Origin of the sequence: Flavobacterium lacus (assembly GCF_003268815.1) — a bacterium.
GTDB classification, from domain to species: Bacteria; Bacteroidota; Bacteroidia; order Flavobacteriales; family Flavobacteriaceae; genus Flavobacterium; species Flavobacterium lacus.
Genome location: NZ_QLSV01000002.1, coordinates 309,514 through 328,956 on the forward strand (window position 1 = coordinate 309,514; position 19,443 = coordinate 328,956).

Here is a 19,443-nt window from a genome sequence, read left to right on the forward strand (position 1 = left end):
GCGAAACGTCCGAAAAGAAAATAAAAAACAAAAAAACCGCCCCTTTCGGAGCGGCTTTAGTAGGATAGATAAAAACAAAAATCTATTGTTTAATCACTCGCACGGTTTTCGTTTCTTCACCTTGGGTTACAGTCACGTTGTAAACACCCGATGGATAACGGTCTCCAAATTGATAGTTGGTTGCATCTTGTGCTTTTACTTCTTTTACTTCCAATAATCGTCCGGTCATGTCATACAAGGCCAAGCTTACTGGTTCGGTGTTGGAAGTTTTCACATCAATAGCAAAACTCGTGGCAAATGGGTTTGGATAAGCAATCGCTTTGAACTCATTTACATTGGTTGCATCCATTCTTGAAACTGCATCCGGTCTTCCGGCTCCTGGAGTAATAATACTACAAGACTTACCGTAAGGTCCCCAAACGCCGTTTAAGCGTATAGCAACGCGTACCGTATAGGCTGTTCCGGGTAGTAATCCGGTGAAGTTATTCAACGTCACAGTTCTCAATGGTCTATCAAAAGTCTGGCTGTAAGGCTGACTTACGTTTTCTAACAAGAAACGGTATTGTTCAACACCCGGATAAGACTCAGCAAATAATGTTTCAGTGTTTGAAATAACTTGGTATTCATCACACTGAGCATCTTGCAAGCCAATCGTTGGGAATAATGGGGTTGTAATGTTACAAACCGGACCATACGACAAGTACGTGCCATCGGTATTTCTAACCGCTACTTCCACATTATACGTCGTGTTGAACTGGATGTTCGACAACGAACTCATTCTGAAATCTCTAATTGGACGATCAATCGTTTGTACGTCAATTGGATTCAATGTATTCGTGATTCTAAAGCGGTAGCCGGTTGCAAACGGTACAATGTTAGCAATAATTGAGTTATTCAAATTACTCAACGTAGTGTTACACTGTGAAGCCTGAACTTGTGTAGTAGTATCCGGCGTGGAAACTGTACAGGGGGTTCCGTAGAACGGTTGCCATACGTTGTTAATTCGCACTGAAACTTCTACGGAATAGGTTGTGTTAAAGGCATAAGTAGTCAATTGCGTAAAACGGAAACCTCGTAACAATTGATCAATGGTTTGTACATCATTCGTAGCAGTATTGGTTACTCTAAAGCGGTAACCTTGAGCTCCGGGCACTAAAGCAGCATACACATAACTGTTTACAAATGGCAATGTCGTACCACATTGATTAGGCAATACCACTGAAACAATCGGCGTACAACCGTTATCGACAATACCATCACAATCGTTGTCTAAACCATCGTAGCAGATTTCTGTTGCTCCTGGGAAGATGGTGTTATTCGTGTCGTCGCAGTCGCCGCCAACAGCTACATAGCCTAACGGTTGCTCAACAGCTAAAAGCGTATCATTATCATCGCCAAAACCATCGTTATCCGTATCAGCATACCAAAGCGTTGGATTTAGTGTTAATACTGAAATTACATTTGAGTTTTCAGAGGTTGAAACAGCATCAACAGCACGAACTACATAATAATAGGTCGTGTTAGCAGTAAGTCCTGAAACTAATTGAGAAGTTCCGTTCACCGTTAAATTCTCATAACCGGAAACATATACAATAGTATTTCCGCTTCCATCGAAACTATGAGAACCTAAAGTAGCAGGTGTACTCGGGTCAACGGCACTCCAAACTCTTGAAATGATCCACTCTGAATCTTCCGTTGAAGTTCCTGCTGAAACAGACCAGTTTGTATTTCCTTCACTTACTGATGATTTTCTTACAAGTATGTTATCTACTGTAGCATTATTAGTTCCGGCAACACTCCAACCAGCTCCTGGATCGGCATCAGGAGTTCCAAATACATCAATCAATACATCATTTTTAAATAAGCCGATGGCATCATCTCCGTTCCAACTTGCAAAACCTGCGTTGTAGATATCGGCACCTGTTACATCAGTTGCATTATTAGCTACCACAAGTGTTTCACCGTTTGCTAACGTACCGGATAAAGCTAAAATTGCTGTTCCGGTTGTTGGCCATCCTGCACCGTTTGTGGCTCTAATTAACTCATATTGAGATAAATTTACGTCGGCACCTGTTCCGTTAAAGATCTCAACAAATTTTCTATTTCCTGGTGCTCCTTCACCATATTCTGAAATGAATAAATCGGCAGCCGGACTTCCTGCTTCAATTGAGTAAACATCTATTTGATAGCTTGTTGCACCTTCTACTGCATTCCAATTTGCAGTAAAAGAATCAGCTGCAATTGAAGTAGCTGCAATTGCAACCGGTGCTTCAATAATTGGATTCACCCCTGTACCGCTTACCGCAACAACCTGTGTAGTAGCACCCGTTGATGAAATTTCAACATCACCACCGGTAGTCCCTGCAAAAGAAGGTTGAAAACGCACATAAACGGTTACCGGTTGACCAGTAAGACTTCCGCCGGTTTGTCCTAAATTTAAGAAGGAAGAAAAGTTAGTATCGTTAGTACTTAATACAAAATCTTCAGGTGCTACGATCAACGTATTCGATGTTAAAAAAGAACCGGAAACGGTGAATGACTGACTTGCCGATTCTTCTCCAATCGTCACATTACCAAAATCAGGTAATGAATTAACCGAAGTTGTTAATTCAGGTGTTGGAATATATCCGGTTCCTAAAACAGTTACCGTTTGATTGTCAGCACCAGCTGAGGTTAAGGTAATTGTACCATTATTTAAACCTACCGAAGTTGGTGAAAAACGAACATAAACCGTGACCGGCTCACCGTTTAATACTCCTGCTGTTTGTGTTAAGTCTACTGTTGACGAAAAAGTAACATCATCTAAACTTACCGAAAAATCAGCTGATCCCGTTACTAATACCACTTCATCTAAATTTTCAGCCGTTACAGTAAAACTTTGCGAAGTTGAATCCGTACCAACAATTACTTCACCAAAATCAGGTAAAGAAGTAACAGAAGGTGTGATAATTGGATCCGTTTCAGGTAAAGTTGTAACAGCAATTACGTTTGAATTTTCAGAGGTTGTGCCGTCAAATGCTCTTACTCTATAATGATATTCAGTGTTTCCTAATAATCCACTTACGGTTTGAGACAATCCGTTTACTGTCAAATCTTCATAACCTGAAACAAACGAAGGCACCTCAGTTAAATTTCTGGTAAAGCTTAAATTATCAATGGCCGGACGTGCTGAAGTATTATTATCAATTCTAATGATAAAACTTCCGGTAATATTCAATGCACCACTAGTAAAGGTAGATGCTGTTGCAGAATAAGGAAATGTTCCTAAATTTGTCTCTGTCGCAAGTCCAGGGCCATGAAAAACACGAACAGTTAATTGACCGCCGGTTCCAGTGAAATTTTGTTTCACATCAAAACTTAATGCAGTTAAACCATTTTCAATTTCATCAGAAATAATATACGAATCTGCTTCATTTCGTAATGTTATAGCCTCATCTCCTGCATTAACTACTTGATCTGTTCTTGATTTAAAAGCTGTCCAATTTACACCGTCAACACCCGTCCAAGAACGGGTAAAATAAGAAGTTGAAGAACCACCACCTATAGCCGTAAAGGTTTCTACTGTAGTTGAACCTGCAACAAGGCTTGAAAAACTTGCACTTGTTGAAACGTCTAATCGATACGATGCTGCTCCGCTCACTTCTTCCCAATTGGCAATAAAAGAATTGGTTTGAATATCGGTTGCATCAATGGCAATTGGAGCACCAATAATAGGGTCTACTCCAGTTCCGCTTACAGAAACAATTTGTGAAGTGGCTCCGGTTGATGAAATTTCAATATCTCCACCGGTTGCACCGGTAAAAGAAGGTTGAAAACGAACATAAATGGTAACCGGTTGCCCATTGATGTTCCCGCCGGTTTGACCTAAGTTTAAGAAAGAAGAAAACGTTACATCATTTGTACTCACCACAAAATCACCGGGTGCTACTATTAATGTATTTGCCGTTAACAAAGACCCTGAAACCGTAAATGATTGACTTGGCGATTCTTCACCAACTGTTACATCACCAAAATCAGGTAACGTATTTGTTGAAACTGTTAATTCCGGTGTTGGTATTACACCTGTTCCGGAAACAGTGACTATTTTATTATCTGCATCAGTTGATGTTAAAGTAACCGTCCCGTTATTCAATCCTGAAGAGGTTGGCGAAAAACGAACATATAGTGTTACAGGCTGGCCAATTAAGCTTCCACTGGCTTGGTTAAGAGTTAATCCACTTGAAAAACCAGTAGTGGGATTTAAACTCACTTGAAAATCAGAAGTGGCTGATACCCCAACATTAGCGGTTAAATCACTACCCTCTACATTGAAAGATTGGCTTGAAGAATTATCTCCTACGTTCACATTACCGAAAGACAACACCTCTTCAGAAAGAGTTAAAATAGGCGTACCAGGAGTAGCCGCTAATTCAACTGTACCTGTTACTGCTAGATCGTTTCCGGTAATATTATTAATATACCAAGTTCCTCCAGCAGCAGATCCACCCCAAACAACAATTCTTAATCCAACTTCTGAATCTGAACCTACATTTTGTAAAGCTGATATAGAACTTAAATTGATAACAGGTTGTGTATTACCAGCAGAGGTAGTTGTGCCTCCCCACGTGATTGGACTTCCAATATTTATCCAAGAACCGCTATCAATTTGATATTGCCATTGACCAGTTGTCGAACCGGTACCAGATCTTCTAATGTTATAGGCTGGAATTGAATTTAAAGACATTTTATAACCTGTTGCGGCTTTAAATCTAAAGAACACAAAATCATTCCCAGAAACTGCATTAGCAAATGAAGTTTCAGTCATACCATTTCCACCCCACGCATTACCAGCAGCGGATGGAGTTGTGGTTATTCCAGCACCTCTTGACAAGCCCGTTACAGATGTAACATTTGCTAGTACAGTGGTAGGATTAAATGGAGAAGGCCCATAAGCCGTCAGCCCATTAACTTCCCAAGCAACCAAAGTTGTTTGAGCATTGCCTATAAAAGACAGAGCAAAAAACATGACCAACAGAAATACTCTCTTGGAAGAATCTTGTAAAATTGTTTTCATCATATAAATAGTTTTAATTTTTGACAATACAAATTTAAGTAGATTACTTCGAAACAAATTAATAACAGGTTATCAATTCGTTAAGTTCGGTAATCGGTAAAGAACATCGATGAACTGCATTAAAAAAGCCGGATAATTTCCGGCTTTTACTATAGAATAGGTTGATTGTTTAAAAAATGATCTTCTTGGTCAACATTTTACCATTATTCAACTCAATGTTTAAGAAAAGAGCTTGGTTTTCCTGACGTAATCCCGGAATAACAAACGATTGACGCTGGACAGCATCATTTTGGTACAAAGTTCTTCCCAACACATCAAACACTTGAATTTTTTGAATGATTTCAGCGAATGATTGTAATTCAATTTGTTGGTTTCCGGTAGCTACCATGACCAAATTCGATAACTCCGGATTTTCAATTCCTAACGTGACATTTTCATAAAGTAGTTCAAAACGACTAGCAAAAACACCAATTTCGGTAAAAAAAGAATAGTCGTTTAATTTTAGATTATGCACCGTTCCGGTTAGATTGTCGCGTAAATAAATCAATTGTTCTCCCTCAAACAAACCATCAACACCGGATAGTGAAATCGTGAAATTTCCGGATATATTGGTTCTGAATACCAGCGGTATCACATCTGAAACTTCAAAAGGCAAGGCTTTCCCTTGGATAACATACTCTTCATTGTTTACTAAAGAAGATAAAGCAATTTGACTATCACCAATATATTTCCCGTCAATCAATTGATCTACTTCATTAGTTGCATTGCTCATATATCCCACCATCATTTGGCTGAAAAAGCCGTTTGAATTAGTAAGATTCAACCATATTCTGTGCCGTTCCATTTCACTTTGCGTGACAAATGGTAGCCCAAAATTGGAACGGAACGATTGATTACTGTTGTTATCAACCCGCATAGCATTGCTGAATAATGCGGTTGGATTAGCAACATTTTGAGCAGCCACTATAAATCCTTGACCTACTTGAACGGTTCCGTTTGGCACCGGACTCGTTGGCGATGTGGTAGTAGCCCCACCCAGTGTATAAGTGGCATAAGCAGTACCTGCAGCATTATTTGTCTTTCTCCAAAAATAAATAGTTCCCTCAATAGAGGCGGCATTCGACTGAAGAAAAGTTGCTGCACTTATGGTTGACGGATACGGATTGCCGATGGCATTATATTTTTGAGTTCCGCTAATGTAAGTTAAGTCAATATCGATTTCGCCATTGTTTGGTTGGCCTTCAAATTCACCGGTCCAATTGGTTGGCGTAGTAGGATGGTTATCCGGCATACGAATTAAATAGCCTACCCCTTTTGTCCATGTTAAATTTAATGGATTGGAAACACTAGAATAAATATTAGTGGTGGTGATGTAATTGTAAAAACGATTATTCATTGTTAACGGTGAAAAATCTTTTAAACTTTGAGCACCGGTAACCGGCGAAGACCACATCACATAATCTAAACGCATCAACGGACTGGTATTTCTAAACTGAGTTAGGATACCGCTATTTGAAGCGTTAGTTATCTGAATCAAATTCGCATTATTTTCAATGGCTAGTGATGCCGTACCGGCAACTGATACTTCATTTTCCACAATTAAATTATTTCCGGATTCCACCACTACTTGAGCCGTATTATTTATCGTAACCGAACAACATTCAAGATTGCTGGAAATTACTAAATCATCATTAATCACAGCGGCTACATTATTAACCGGATAACCATTGCTCCATGTTGTTCCATTCCACACTGAAGTAATATCACCACAACTCAATGGAGTATCTTCGATGGTACAAATAGTGATACCCCAACTGTTTAAAGAACCGCCGTCTTGATTAAATGCATCAAAAACTCTTAATGTCCATGTCCCTTGAGTATTTTCTCCTATTAGTGCTGAAAGGGCTTGGGCAGGAATCAACGTTCCTGTTATGGCGGGTGTTGTTCCTTGACAAGTTAATGTAATACCATCATCATTAAATGTAGCTATCGCATTATCTGCACTACCACATTGTCCGGAAAACAATTGAACTTGAGTACCTGTTGGACTAATCAAGGTAACTGTTAAATCACTAACCCAAGTATGGGTAATATTTAAGGTAACCGTTATTTTATCAATACTTTGATTTTGATTCGTTGGAATCGTTAAAGTTGAATTGATTGTTGGTGTTCCTGAAGCCGATATTGTTAAAGGAACATTGGTAGAATTGACTATTGGATCGCAACTAATTCCGCTTCCGGTAGTAAATCTGAACACTGCACTCAATTCCCCTTGACAACCGCTATTTTTCGGTAAAACTCTCCAAAAATAATTGGTGTTTTCATCTAAATTGGTGGCAGTGTATTGATTTGTCGTCACGTTTTGACTTACTAACACCGTAGTAAAATCTACATCACTGGCCAATTCGAAATCATAGTTGGTTGCACTTGGATCAGCCGACCATTCGATGACCACTGAATTATTGGAAACGCCTGTCGCTAAATCCAATGGAGCAATAGATGAAATCCCTTGAAAAGTTGAATTTAAAACTTCAACATATAAATTGACTGCTTTGGTAATAGACCCGGAAGTACCGGTCACAGTCATTTGATAAATCCCGGGAGCTACAATGTCTGTATCACTTAATGTCATTTGAACTATCCCGCTTGAAGATATAGTTGAGGGTGAAAAAACAACTGTAGTACCAATAGGATTGCCGCTCACAGAAAAAGTTGTATTCCCGGAAAAGCCACCAATTGTTGAATAATTCATGTCAAAATTAACGGATTGACCTTGACAAACCCCTTTGTTTTGACCATCTTCTTGACCATTAAAGGCTAAAGCAAATGTAGGTGTGCTAGTTGCTATAGTAAAATTGGTATTGGAAACATCATAAAAAATATGATTATCTCCACGAACCATAATTCTGTTTTGAGTTCCAACATTATTTGGAATTGTAATCGTTTCAGAACCATCATTCGGAACATTAGATGCCACTAAAACCGGAAAACTTGTTCCGCCATTTGTTGAGAGATAAATGTCTACCAATGCCGTATTAATTCCATTAGCCGTTGTTCCGGCCACATCCCAAGTTATTGTTTGGTTACTACCGGCTAACCATGAAACATTGGTGTTAGGTGAGTTAACCACAAAGGGGCCTGCAGCCGCATTGGTTGTAACCGTCATGTTCGCTCTTGCGGTTTGGCCTCCATTTATTAACTCATTGTCTCTTACTGTTAACGCAAAATTCATCGTTCTGTTCACGCTTGGAATTACTTCCCAAGTATTGGCTGTTACTCCCGTCAAAACGGTAGCTAAATTAGGCAGATAACGGTCTGGGCTTGTTTGTGGACTTAATGAACGAAAATTAGGTCCACCAGTAGCGGTAGCCACCGGAGGTTGAGTTGACACCTGATTATCAATTTGTTCCCAACAATAAGTTAACGCATCACCATCGGCGTCAGTTGCATTTCCCGGTAAAATTAACGGTGTACTTCTTGGAACCGTGTAATTAGGAATAGGTTGGATAACCGGTGCACTATTGTTATTTGAAATGTTAACCGAACAATTTCCGGAGCCGGCAACAAAACTGTCCATTTGGGCACTACTCACCGCGTGAAAATGATCATCAGAATTGTTCTGCACGTTCGGGCTACAAATCCCTGCATAACCTAATATCGTGGAAGCACTTCCCGGTTCAACAGCCGTTGACCCTGTTCGATTACAATTATTATTTTGTGTATGTGTAGCACCGTATTGATGTCCCATTTCGTGAGCCACATAATCAACATCAAAAGGATCTCCAATTGGATTATTTTGACCGGTAACACCTCTGGCTTTTCCTGTTCCGCAGGGCGAGTTTAACTGAGCAATACCACCACCACCGGTACTAAAAACATGTCCAATATCATAATTGGCGGTGCCAATTCCTGCATTAATAATAGGCTGAATTTCATTGATTAAAGCACCTCCGTCACTATTTGTTAAGGTGTCAGGTTTCTCAGGTAGGAAAAAAATCACGTTAGTATTGTTCGGAACAATAACCATTGTCAGGGACATGTCTCTTTCAAATAATCCATTTACACGAGTCATGGTTACATTCATGGCTGATAAAACAGCAGCATCTCTTTCTGCAACCGTACCTCCGGCAACTCCCGCCAAGTTAATATGGAATTGAGCATACTCTACAGTACAAGCTAGACCAAGTCGATACGTTCTAAAAATTCCGGTGTTTGATTCAATATCATAAGCGTTTCTGGGAGAGAAATGAACTGGAGTATCGTCCGGAATTTCTATATCGGAAGTCAAACATTCAAAAGAAGAACCCGAAATTGCGTTTTTCTTCTTGTACACCATATAATTATTTAAATCAGCAGTATAGGGGTCTATGTAAACTGTCCCTTTTGGAGAAAGAATCATCGCATGTAAACCAAAAATCGTCATGCTAAAACGGATGACCGAAGATCTATTATCCAGACAAACCCCAACATAAGATTTGATGTCAGGAAACTGTGCCTGCAACTCGGGGTGCATGACAGGAGCTTCGTAAATTCTGTAGCGTTTAGTGGTTCCATCAACATCAGGGAAAGTAACCTCATGGTTAGAAACTCCTATTAAACTCCCTCTTTTAGGAGCATTACTAAGTTGATTTCTGAAAGTTGCCATATCTAAAGAAAAAACCTCAAATTCAGTTACTAAACTTGTTCTTTTTACTTTTATTTGACTTTCTAAAACAGCTGTTGAACTTTTTTGCCAGGGGTTTTGGCGTTGGGCAGTCATTTCAAATGAAAAAACAACCACTACTAAAAAGAGTAGAATTTGTTTCGTTGTGGGCATTTTAATGGTATTTTGGAAATTAGTCTTTCAAAAATGACAAAAAAAATCCATTTTATTATTGCATTTTAAAAAAAATAGCACTTATTTGTTAAAAAATCGACGAAATACACTACCAAATAAAAAATCCCAACCATAAAATGGAAGGGATTTCTTAATTTATTTAGAAATTATTTTATAAAATCAGTTTTTTAGAAACAACTTGCCCATTTTCTAATTCAATTTGGACAATTACAGTTTGTTTTGAGAGGGTTGTGTTTGAAACAAACTCGTTTGAGTTTTGTATATTTTGAGAAAACAAGGTTCTCCCCAAGACATCGTACACCGTTACTTTATTAATCCTTTCGTGCGAAGATTTTACAGTAAGCTGTCCGTTAGACGCAAATGCAATTACGCTCGATGCCACTTCGGTAAAAACAGGATTTGATAATAGCCCATTGTTGTATCGAAGTACAAAACGAGTATCAAATACACCAACAGTAGAATCAAAAATATACGGACTGGCAGTTAAATCATGGACTGTATTGACTAGTTTATCCTCCAAAAATACCCTTTTATACCCCATGCCAATCACATCCGCGATGGCGATGGTAAATGTGCCGGCCGTTGTTGTATTGTATCCCATTGGTACAGTATCATTTTCATCAAAAGGCAACGCTCTTCCTTGAATGATAAACGGTTTATCATCAATCAAAGAATACATTTTAGAGGAACCATCTACTTTGGTAGAGGCGTCAAACAACCTGTCTTTTTCATTCGTTGCTCCATCTACATAACCCACCAACGTTCGTACCGCATTTCCATTTTGCGGAATAAAATCTAACCAAATTTTAAAATCTTCTTCTCCTTGCGGTTGAGTTGACTGTCTGTAAAACTGATTATTGGCATGCGTCACATTTCGCATGGAATTTTTAAAGGTCACCGTTTCTGTTGCTGCCGGTCCATCATTCATCAACACAAAAAAGCCTTGTCCCGAAGCGATAAAACCATTGTATCCTCCCGGACCACTTACCGTTCCTGTTCCGTTGTGTACGATATAATCATTCGGACTGTAATTGTATCCGAAATTATTATAAAACGGATCGTTAAACGCAACATCCGGTAACAACCCGTGTGTCCAAATTCGAACAGAACCTTCAATATTTGTGTTTTCTGTTAAAAAATCCAAGGCTCGAATGGCCGACGGATATGGGTTTCCAAGTAAATTAAAATTATCATCATTGGCAGTAACCGTTATCGCCGGGTTTGTTGGACTTGGATAACCTCCTCCCGTATAATTCCCTCGTTCGATTGTTGGCGTAAAAATACCATTATTAGGCACTCCTGTAAACGCTGTATTAAAGGGCTGAATAGTAGTCGTATACGTAGATGGCCCACGCACGATATATCCTTTTCCTCTCACCATGTTTTCGTTGGCGTTGGTCCAATTGCCAAAGTTGCCGGAAATAGTTGGCAACCATTTAAATACCACCGCTGCCGGAGTAGCAGGCGAAATACTCAACACCGGAAAAGAAGCCACCGGCGACGACCAATATACATAATCCAAACGACGGATATTGGCGGTTCTTCGTACCGTTGCGTTTCCGGTATTTACTGCATAATCATCCAATTGCACTAAACTACCATTGTTTTGTATGGTTAAAGTTCCATTATTGATAATTCTTCCGGCGGATTGAATGTAATTTCCATCGGTGATTGTTACGGTTCTATTTGTATTCACAAGACATTCACAAGCAGTAACATTTCCATTTAAACTAGTGTTATAATTAGCTGCGAATATGGCTCTTTCCACAGAAGTAGGTGGATTGCCATCGCCACTCCAAACACCTGTCCATGTTTTTGGAACAGGTAATCTTCCTCTCAATTGCACATTGTCAATAACCCAAACCTCATCACTACGATCAACATCAAACTCGATTTTTACCCGCAGTTGTGTCACTTGAGGTAAATTAGTTAATTGCAGTCTTCTTGTTCCGTTCCCAACAGAGTTGGCAGTGGGTTGCACTTCATACGGTATATCTAATCCTTTAAATGGGTTTGTAAACAACGTACCACCCGCAGCAACACTCCAAATAGAGTTACTATTCCCTTTTACAATAGCTTCTCTAGACCACGTTACTCCATCATCTCCACTTACAAAAACAGTAAGCCAGTCGGAAACATCTAAACCTTGCGAGCCATTAGTAGAATAGGCACCTATAAACATCTCAAGCAAGACATCTTGATAAGCAGAAGTGTCAACTGTATCAAATGTCACGATGACTTTTGCTTTAGGGTCAAATGTACTAGGGTAAGGACCCGTTACTTGTAAACTATTCGTTGTAATAAATTTATCCGAAGCAACCGTTCTACTACTACCAAATGCACTTCCGTTTGTTAGAACTGGAGGATTAGCTCCTAGTGCGGTTGCAGTACTATATCCCCATGCTGTAGCACCGGTGCTTGTAAATTGCTGCGTCCTTATCGCTGATGAACCTCCAATTAGACACTCATCAAAATTAATTCCAACCCCTGAAATGGCAAAGGTATACGGACTTTTACCGGGTACATTGTTCGTAATGGTTACCAATGCTTCCCGTAAACCTAACGCAGAAGGGTCAAAAGAAATTCCTAAGGTTGTACTATTGTTTAATCCCACTGTTGCAGACGGTGAAGCTGCTACTGTAAAGTCAGTAGCATGTGTACCCGTTATTGTAACACCGGTAACATCTAAAATATCGCCCCCTAAATTGATGATAAAAAAGTTGCGAAGTTTACTTATTGTGCCAGCTTCATTTACATTTCCAAAATTGGTATGGTTATTCAAATCAGGAATCGTACTGCCTGATAAAACTTGGTTTCCGTTACCAACTATATTGATATCCGGTGCTAAACCACCGCCTTGAATAGCAAATGTATACGGATTTTCATCTGAATCATTATTAATTATCGAAACGGTTGCATTTCTAACTCCACCCCCTAATGGCGAAAAACGAATCACAAACACACTATTAGCTCCCGAAATGATGGAAGTTGACGGTGGTGTAATAACCGTAAAATCGGCAGCATGCGTTCCTGAGATTTGAACAATTGGCACACCCGTTAAGGTAAGATTTGAAATTCCTAAATTTTGTATACGGTAATCTTTGTCTTGATTGGCTCCCACCGCAATACTGGCAAATAACGTATTGTTAAAAGCATTGGGAATTATATTTCCGCTGACAATATTATTTGTTCCACCCGTTGCCCCTCGAATATTGATCTCCGGACCGGGATTGGTGACGGTTAAAATTAAGGTTTGTTCATCAAAGCCGCTTCCGTTCGTTGCAGTAATGGTAATAAAAAATGTACCGGTTACTCCCGGTGTTCCAGAGATTACGCCGGTTGTAGTATTGATGCTAAAACCAGGAGGTAATCCTGTTGCGTTGTATGAGGTTGGGCTGTTTATAGCTGTTATAGTGTATGAAAATGGCACTCCTACAAAACCCGAAGCATTTAAATCACTAGTAATTACCGGTGCAGAAGGAGTTGTTGAATAGACAAATCCATTAAAAGTGAAATCATTTATACTAAAAGTTCCAGCAGCAGCACTAGCACCCCATCCATAAATTCTAAATCTTATCTCAGATGTAATTCCTTGATAAGCCGCTGCTGTGAGCGAAATTGTTGTACCTGCTACAGTTGACGTTCCAATATTTGAAGTATAGCCATCTACACTCGAACGAAAAGCAACACTTGTAGGTCCGGTTCCTGAGGCTTGCCCTGTATAAACAAAACTAACAAAGTCTATCTGATATCCGGGAGCTGGTGTTAAGATAAATTCAAAATAGGCAGTTAAATCGATAGCTGCAGTATTCCAGCTGTTTGCGTTGTATCGGTCATTTGCGTTATTTCCTGCTACTCCTGCACCTCTTCCAATTCCGGATACAGTTAAATTAGGTGCTACAACTTGACCGGTTGTGTAAGGATTAGCTGTATCAGGATTCGTTCCGGTAATCGGATTGGTAAAAATTGATTGCCCCCACGAAAAAGCACTCATAAAAAGCACCAATAAAAGTAGTCTTGTTTTCATTTTATGGAAATGATATTTTTTTGTAATTTTAATTGCCTTAGCCATGGCTTTTAAGCGGGTACAAATTTACAGCTAAATTGCAGAATTTCAATACCTTTGCGTTACTAAATTATTAACAAAAAACCATTAAATTTCTATCATTGAGTTCACAATCAACCACTTCACTTTCGGAAATTGTTCAGAAGATGGAATTTTACTGTTCGTATCAGGAACGTTGCCATGCCGAAGTGGTGCAAAAGTTATATACGTTATCGGTTCCTCAAAACCGGCAGGACGAAGTAATTGTGCATTTAATTCATCATAATTTTCTGAATGAAGAACGGTTTGCCAAGCTGTTTTCCATTAGTAAATTTCACCAAAAAAAATGGGGGAAGAAACGCATTTCAAACGAATTAAAACAACGAAACATTTCTGATTATTTGATTCGAATGGGTTTAAAAGAAATTCCCGAAGAAGAATATGAAATCACCTTTACCGATTTAGCCGAAAAAACATGGGAAGCCATTACCGAAAGAAATGCCCTAAAAAAACGAAAGAAATTTTGCGATACCTTACTCCGAAAAGGATGGGAAAGCGATTGGGTGTATGAAAAAGTGAAAACGTTAGAAAAAAACACGTAAACTACACGTTTTTACACAACACAATACTCACCGCATTGCCTCCAAAACCAACGGCATTGACCATGATTTTTTTCAATGGACGCGTTTGCGGTTGTAATTTTAAAAAAGGTACTTGAATAAATTGATTATGCTGCAACATCAACAACGCCATTTCCACACTCAACATGCCTGATGCTCCAAAGGTGTGACCGATTTTCCATTTGTTATTGGTGAGTAATGGGAGGTTGTTTCCAAAAACAATTTCAATCGCTTTCATCTCGCTTAAATCACCTTGAATCGTTCCGGGTGAATGGGTAATGATGACATCTATTTCTTCCCGATCAATGGTTCCTAACGCCATTTTCATCGATTTTTGAAAACAAGTCGCTTCCGCTGAAATGGAAATGGAATGTTTTAAGTTTTCAGTGGCATAACCAAAACCGTCCACATAAGCTAAGGCTTTTTCGTTTTCACCGCTTTCTAAACAAATTACCGCAGCAGCTTCTCCCAAGACCATCGTGTTTTTTGTTTTAGTAAAATCAAAGGTTTTAGAAGGATAAGGGTCTGCACTTTCCGCCGAGGAATAAATTTTCAACGCCTGCATTTGAGCGATGGTGAACGGTGTTAGCGGGGCTTCGCTTCCGCCTACCAAAAATTTATCAGCCATGCCCGACCGAAGCCATGCTATGCCATTCAGCAACGCATGTAACGCCGTTGAACAGGTAATGGAATGCGAAATTTCCGGCCCGTTATTTTGCAAATCCTGAGCCACCCAGCTGGAAATATTTCCCAAGGTCGTAGTGGGTGAAGCTAAGGTTTGAGCTTTCCCGGTAGATAAAAATTCGGCATGGTGTTTTTCAAACAATTGTGTGGCTCCTCGTGAAGAACCAATGTTTATTCCGAAAACTGAATCGGCATCCCATCCGGATAGTGAAAAAGCTTGTCGTGAAGCTAAAATGGCAAACAAAACCGAATCGTCTAAAAATTTATATTTTGATTCGGATAACCGCAACGCTGTTACTTTTTGTTTATTTTCTTCGGATATAGAAGAACTAAACACGGTAGAAGTTCCAATTTGATGGGGCTTGATTAACGATTGTTCGGATTGATAGGCTTCCCACACAGCAACTGAATCATTTCCCAAAGGAGAAACGGAGGCAAAGGAAGTGATGGCGATTTTTGAGTTCAAAAAAAGGAATTTGAGTGAAATTGATAAAATGCAAATTTACACTATCTCCAAAGCTTTTTCAATGGTTTTATAAATTATTTCCAATTGTTCATTGGTGGTCACATACGGTGGAAGGATGTAAATCGTATTGCCAACCGGGCGGAGAATGATGCCGTTTTCGATAAAAAAAGCATATAATTTATTCCTAAAATCACCATAATAGCTTTCCGAAGTTTCTCTTTTGATTTCAAAAGCGAGAATAATACCTAACGTTCGGATGTGCTCTACGGTTGGATGTTGTTCTAATCGGTTTTTAAATTGATACTGTTGTTGTGCTACTCGCTTGATGTTGTGCTGCATTTCTTCTGTAAAAAGCAACTCAATCGCTGCCAATGCCGCCGCACAACCGGTCGGATTTCCGGTAAACGTGTGTCCGTGAAATAACGCTTTATTCACGTCATTGGATAAAAATCCATCAAAAATTTCTTGTGAGAAACTTGTCACCGCCATTGGAATGGTGCCGCCGGTCAAGGCTTTTGACAAGCAAATCATATCGGGTTGTTCATTCAAATAATCACACGCAAAGGTTTTTCCGGTTTTGCCAAATCCGGTCATGATTTCATCGGCAATGGTAAACACCTTATTTTTTTTGCAAAGCGAAATTAATCGATCTAATTCTTGCGGTGCATACATGACCATTCCGGCCGCCCCTTGCACGAGGGGTTCAAAAATAAAAGCGGCAAAATCGTTGGATTGCAATAGATTTTCCAATAAATTCAAACTATCGTTTTCTGCTGTTGGCACCGGAATCCGAACCACTTCCAACAGCGAACCTTGAAATGCTTCAGTAAAAAAAGTTATGCCACTTGCCGCCATGGCTCCGAACGTATCGCCGTGAAAACCGTTTTCAAAAGCAATGATTTTGGTACGCTTTTCTCCTTTGTTATAAAAATACTGCAAAGCCGCTTTGAGGGCTATTTCTACGGCGGTTGAACCATTATCAGAATAAAACAGTTTTTTTTGATTGGAAGGCAAAATAGAAAGTAATTTTTCGGCCAATTCTACTGCGGGTTTATTCGTAAAACCACCGAACAGCACATGCTCTAATGTAGTTAACTGCTTGTATATTGCCTGGGCAATAATCGGGTTAGAATGCCCAAACGGATTGACCCACCAACTGGAAATGGCATCGATGTATTCTTTGCCGTTTTCATCCCACAAATAAACGCCTTCTCCTTTAACAATCGCCGGTAAAAGTCCGGTGGTTTGATGTTGGGTGTACGGATGCCAATTGTAAAGTTGATCTTTTTGGGAAAGGTTCATGGTTGGAGGGTTGAATTTTTAGGCGATACGTTGAATATTTTCTTTAAACTTTTCAGCGTAATAGGAAATGACATTTTGATCAAAATAGGGTTCGTTATCAATTCTTCCTAAAAAAGTGACGCCGGTTTTAGATAGAATAATTGATTCGGTTGAAGGATATTCATCGCCTGAAAAAACAATTCCTGCGATTGAAATTTTTCTGTTTTTTAATGCTTCAATCGTTAACAACGTATGATTAATACTGCCTAAATAATGACGAGAAACAACAATTACGTTGTAATCAGGTTGAATTAAATCCATCACGGTTTCAGTATCATTTAGCGGCACAAAAACACCTCCTGCTCCTTCTACAACCAAATGATTTGTTGTGTTGGGTTCAATGATGGTTTGCGTGCTGATGGAAATTCCGTCAAGTGCGGCAGCCAAATGCGGACTTGCAGGTGTTTGCAAGGCATAACTATTGGCGTGAATTTTTGTTTTGGAATTGCTGATGAGTGATTGTATTTTGTCACTGTCCGAAAATTGTAAATCGCCGGCTTGAATAGGTTTCCAGTAATCGGCTTCCAGAGCTTCGGTGATAATGGCGGATGTGATTGTTTTTCCAACATCAGTACCTATTCCGGTAATAAATAATTTCATGGCGTTTGTTTAACCGCAAAGTTCGCAAAGAATACGCAAAGTTCACAAGGATTTTAGAAAAGATTAAAATTAGGCTTGTTACTTTTCTTCTTCTACCCTTTTGCAGCACTATTTTTAACCACGGATTATAAGGATTGAACGGATTATAGTTGATTTTTTATGTTCGTCTTTCTGTTGTTAGTGCAAATTACTCTTTTAAATTCAGGTTCTTCTCCAAAATTTAACAACATCCCTACTTCGATGGGAGTTGCCTTTAAGTAATTCATTATTTGTGCGGTATGAATATCCATGAGAAACTCAGTCGCTTTTAACTCAACGATCACTTTGTCTTCTATTAATAGATCTGAATAAAAATCTCCGACAAGCTGGTTCTTAAAATAGACTTTAATTTGTTTTTGAGCTTCAACTTTGAGGCCTAACGATTTTCATTCAAAATACATCTAATTTTGGTATACTTTCTCAAGAAATCCCGAGCCTAATTCATTGTATACGTTGTAATAAACTTTTAAAATTGCATCTGTAATTGATTGGTGTAATAAATTTGTCATATCATCTGTCTAAATCTGTTAAAATCAGTTTTATCCGTGGCTTAAAATACAAAAGTACTTAACAAATCTAAAACAGTAAAAATTTCTTTTTGAGAATTATACGAATGCAAACAAAACCGCAATCGTTCCTGACCTTCGGGAACGGTAGGTGACAAAATCGGTTTTACATCAAACCCGTTTTGTTGGAGTTGTTGAGCAATCGTTTTTACTCGCTCGTTTCCGGGGATAATAACGGAATGGATACTGGAAGAAGACGGCAGAGAAAAGACAGTAGAGGGAAGACATGACTTAAAATAAGTAATGTTTTGAAAAAGTCGTTCTCTTTCTTGCAAACTTTTTGATAAGTGCTGATAAGCCACAAAAATCGTAGCCACCGAATGGGGCGATAATCCGGTGGTATAAATAAAACTACGTGCAAAATTGACTAGATAGTTCTTGAGTTGTACACTGCCTAAAAGAGCGGCTCCATGACATCCTACTGCTTTCCCGAAGGTGATGATTCGAGCAAAAACCTTGTCGTGTAAGTTCAATTGCTGTACCAAACCTGCACCGTTTTTTCCAAAAACACCCAAAGCATGGGCTTCATCCACTACTAAATAGGCGTTAAACTTTTCAGCTAAATGTACCATTTTTTCTAAATCGGGTGAGTCGCCATCCATGGAAAAAACACTTTCGGTGATGATGTAAACGGTTGTCCGTTGTTCGTTGTCGGTTGTCGGTTGTCGGTTATCCGTTGTCTGGGTGTGCTTGTTTAGTAGATTTTCTAAATCGACTACATTATTATGTTTGAATTTGAATGATTTGGCTAAACTCATTTGAATGCCGTCGCGGATGGAGGCATGGCTGAGTTCATCATATAGAATAATGTCGTTACGTTGCGGGACAGAACTAAAAAAGCCCACATTGGCATCGTAACCGGAATTGAAAATTAAGGCCGCTTCGGCTTGGTGAAAGTGGGCGATGTATTCTTCCGTTTCGGTGTAAATCGAATGGTTTCCTGAAAGCAATCGAGAACCCGTGGCTCCGTTTACTTTACAATTTCTTTCAACTAAAAAGTCATGTGTTTGCTGAAAAATTTCCTCATTTTTGGCAAAACCCAAATAATCATTGGAAGAAAAATCAACCAAATTAGTAGGCGTGGTCAATCTCCGGAAGGAATTTCTTTGTTCTCTTTCGTTGAGTTTGTGTAGAAGTTTGTCCGGAAAAGAATTCATAACGAAGCAGAAATTAAAAAAAACAGCCTTTCACA

8 protein-coding genes and 1 pseudogene are annotated in these 19,443 nt (G+C 39.2%); 1 reads left to right on the forward strand and 8 read right to left on the reverse strand.

Annotated elements, in window-relative coordinates:
- Positions 1–82: 82 nt before the first annotated feature.
- The 3 genes from B0I10_RS03015 to B0I10_RS03025 form a co-directional block, all read right to left on the reverse strand.
- On the reverse strand, positions 83–5,056 hold the full coding sequence (locus B0I10_RS03015; protein WP_112085015.1) for a choice-of-anchor D domain-containing protein: 4,974 nt from the start codon (positions 5,054–5,056) through the stop codon (positions 83–85).
- Positions 5,057–5,222: 166 nt separating this feature from the next.
- Positions 5,223–9,869, reverse strand: coding sequence for a reprolysin-like metallopeptidase (locus B0I10_RS03020; protein WP_112085016.1), 4,647 nt, complete (start codon positions 9,867–9,869; stop codon positions 5,223–5,225).
- A gap of 172 nt (positions 9,870–10,041) precedes the next feature.
- A complete protein-coding gene (locus tag B0I10_RS03025; RefSeq protein WP_181456877.1) occupies positions 10,042–13,917 on the reverse strand; it encodes a choice-of-anchor D domain-containing protein in 3,876 nt (1,291 codons plus the stop codon).
- A 140-nt stretch (positions 13,918–14,057) separates the two neighbouring features.
- Here B0I10_RS03025 and B0I10_RS03030 point away from each other — a divergent pair, with 140 nt between their 5' ends.
- A complete protein-coding gene (locus B0I10_RS03030; protein WP_245942941.1) occupies positions 14,058–14,537 on the forward strand; it encodes a regulatory protein RecX in 480 nt (159 codons plus the stop codon).
- 1 nt (position 14,538) lies between these two features.
- Here the strand turns inward: B0I10_RS03030 and B0I10_RS03035 are convergent, their stop codons facing one another.
- The 5 genes and pseudogenes from B0I10_RS03035 to B0I10_RS03055 form a co-directional block, all read right to left on the reverse strand.
- Complete coding sequence (locus B0I10_RS03035; RefSeq protein WP_112085018.1) at positions 14,539–15,705, reverse strand: beta-ketoacyl synthase N-terminal-like domain-containing protein; 1,167 nt, start codon at positions 15,703–15,705, stop codon at positions 14,539–14,541.
- 36 nt (positions 15,706–15,741) lie between these two features.
- A complete protein-coding gene (gene bioA / locus B0I10_RS03040) occupies positions 15,742–17,007 on the reverse strand; it encodes an adenosylmethionine--8-amino-7-oxononanoate transaminase (protein WP_112085019.1) in 1,266 nt (421 codons plus the stop codon).
- An 18-nt stretch (positions 17,008–17,025) separates the two neighbouring features.
- Complete coding sequence (gene bioD / locus B0I10_RS03045; protein WP_112085020.1) at positions 17,026–17,646, reverse strand: dethiobiotin synthase; 621 nt, start codon at positions 17,644–17,646, stop codon at positions 17,026–17,028.
- A 143-nt stretch (positions 17,647–17,789) separates the two neighbouring features.
- A pseudogene (locus tag B0I10_RS03050) lies at positions 17,790–18,194 on the reverse strand (GxxExxY protein).
- Between the two features lie 41 nt (positions 18,195–18,235).
- Positions 18,236–19,408, reverse strand: coding sequence for an aminotransferase class I/II-fold pyridoxal phosphate-dependent enzyme (locus B0I10_RS03055; RefSeq protein ID WP_112085021.1), 1,173 nt, complete (start codon positions 19,406–19,408; stop codon positions 18,236–18,238).
- Between the last annotated feature and the right edge of the window lie 35 nt (positions 19,409–19,443).

Bases quoted from the DNA above. Each gene is read 5' to 3' on its own strand.
- B0I10_RS03015 (WP_112085015.1), bottom strand. From the start codon at position 5,056: ATGATGAAAACAATTTTACAAGATTCTTCCAAGAGAGTATTTCTGTTG.
- B0I10_RS03020 (WP_112085016.1), bottom strand. From the start codon at position 9,869: ATGCCCACAACGAAACAAATTCTACTCTTTTTAGTAGTGGTTGTTTTT.
- B0I10_RS03025 (WP_181456877.1), bottom strand. From the start codon at position 13,917: ATGAAAACAAGACTACTTTTATTGGTGCTTTTTATGAGTGCTTTTTCG.
- bioA (WP_112085019.1), bottom strand. From the start codon at position 17,007: ATGAACCTTTCCCAAAAAGATCAACTTTACAATTGGCATCCGTACACC.
- bioD (WP_112085020.1), bottom strand. From the start codon at position 17,646: ATGAAATTATTTATTACCGGAATAGGTACTGATGTTGGAAAAACAATC.
- B0I10_RS03055 (WP_112085021.1), bottom strand. From the start codon at position 19,408: ATGAATTCTTTTCCGGACAAACTTCTACACAAACTCAACGAAAGAGAA.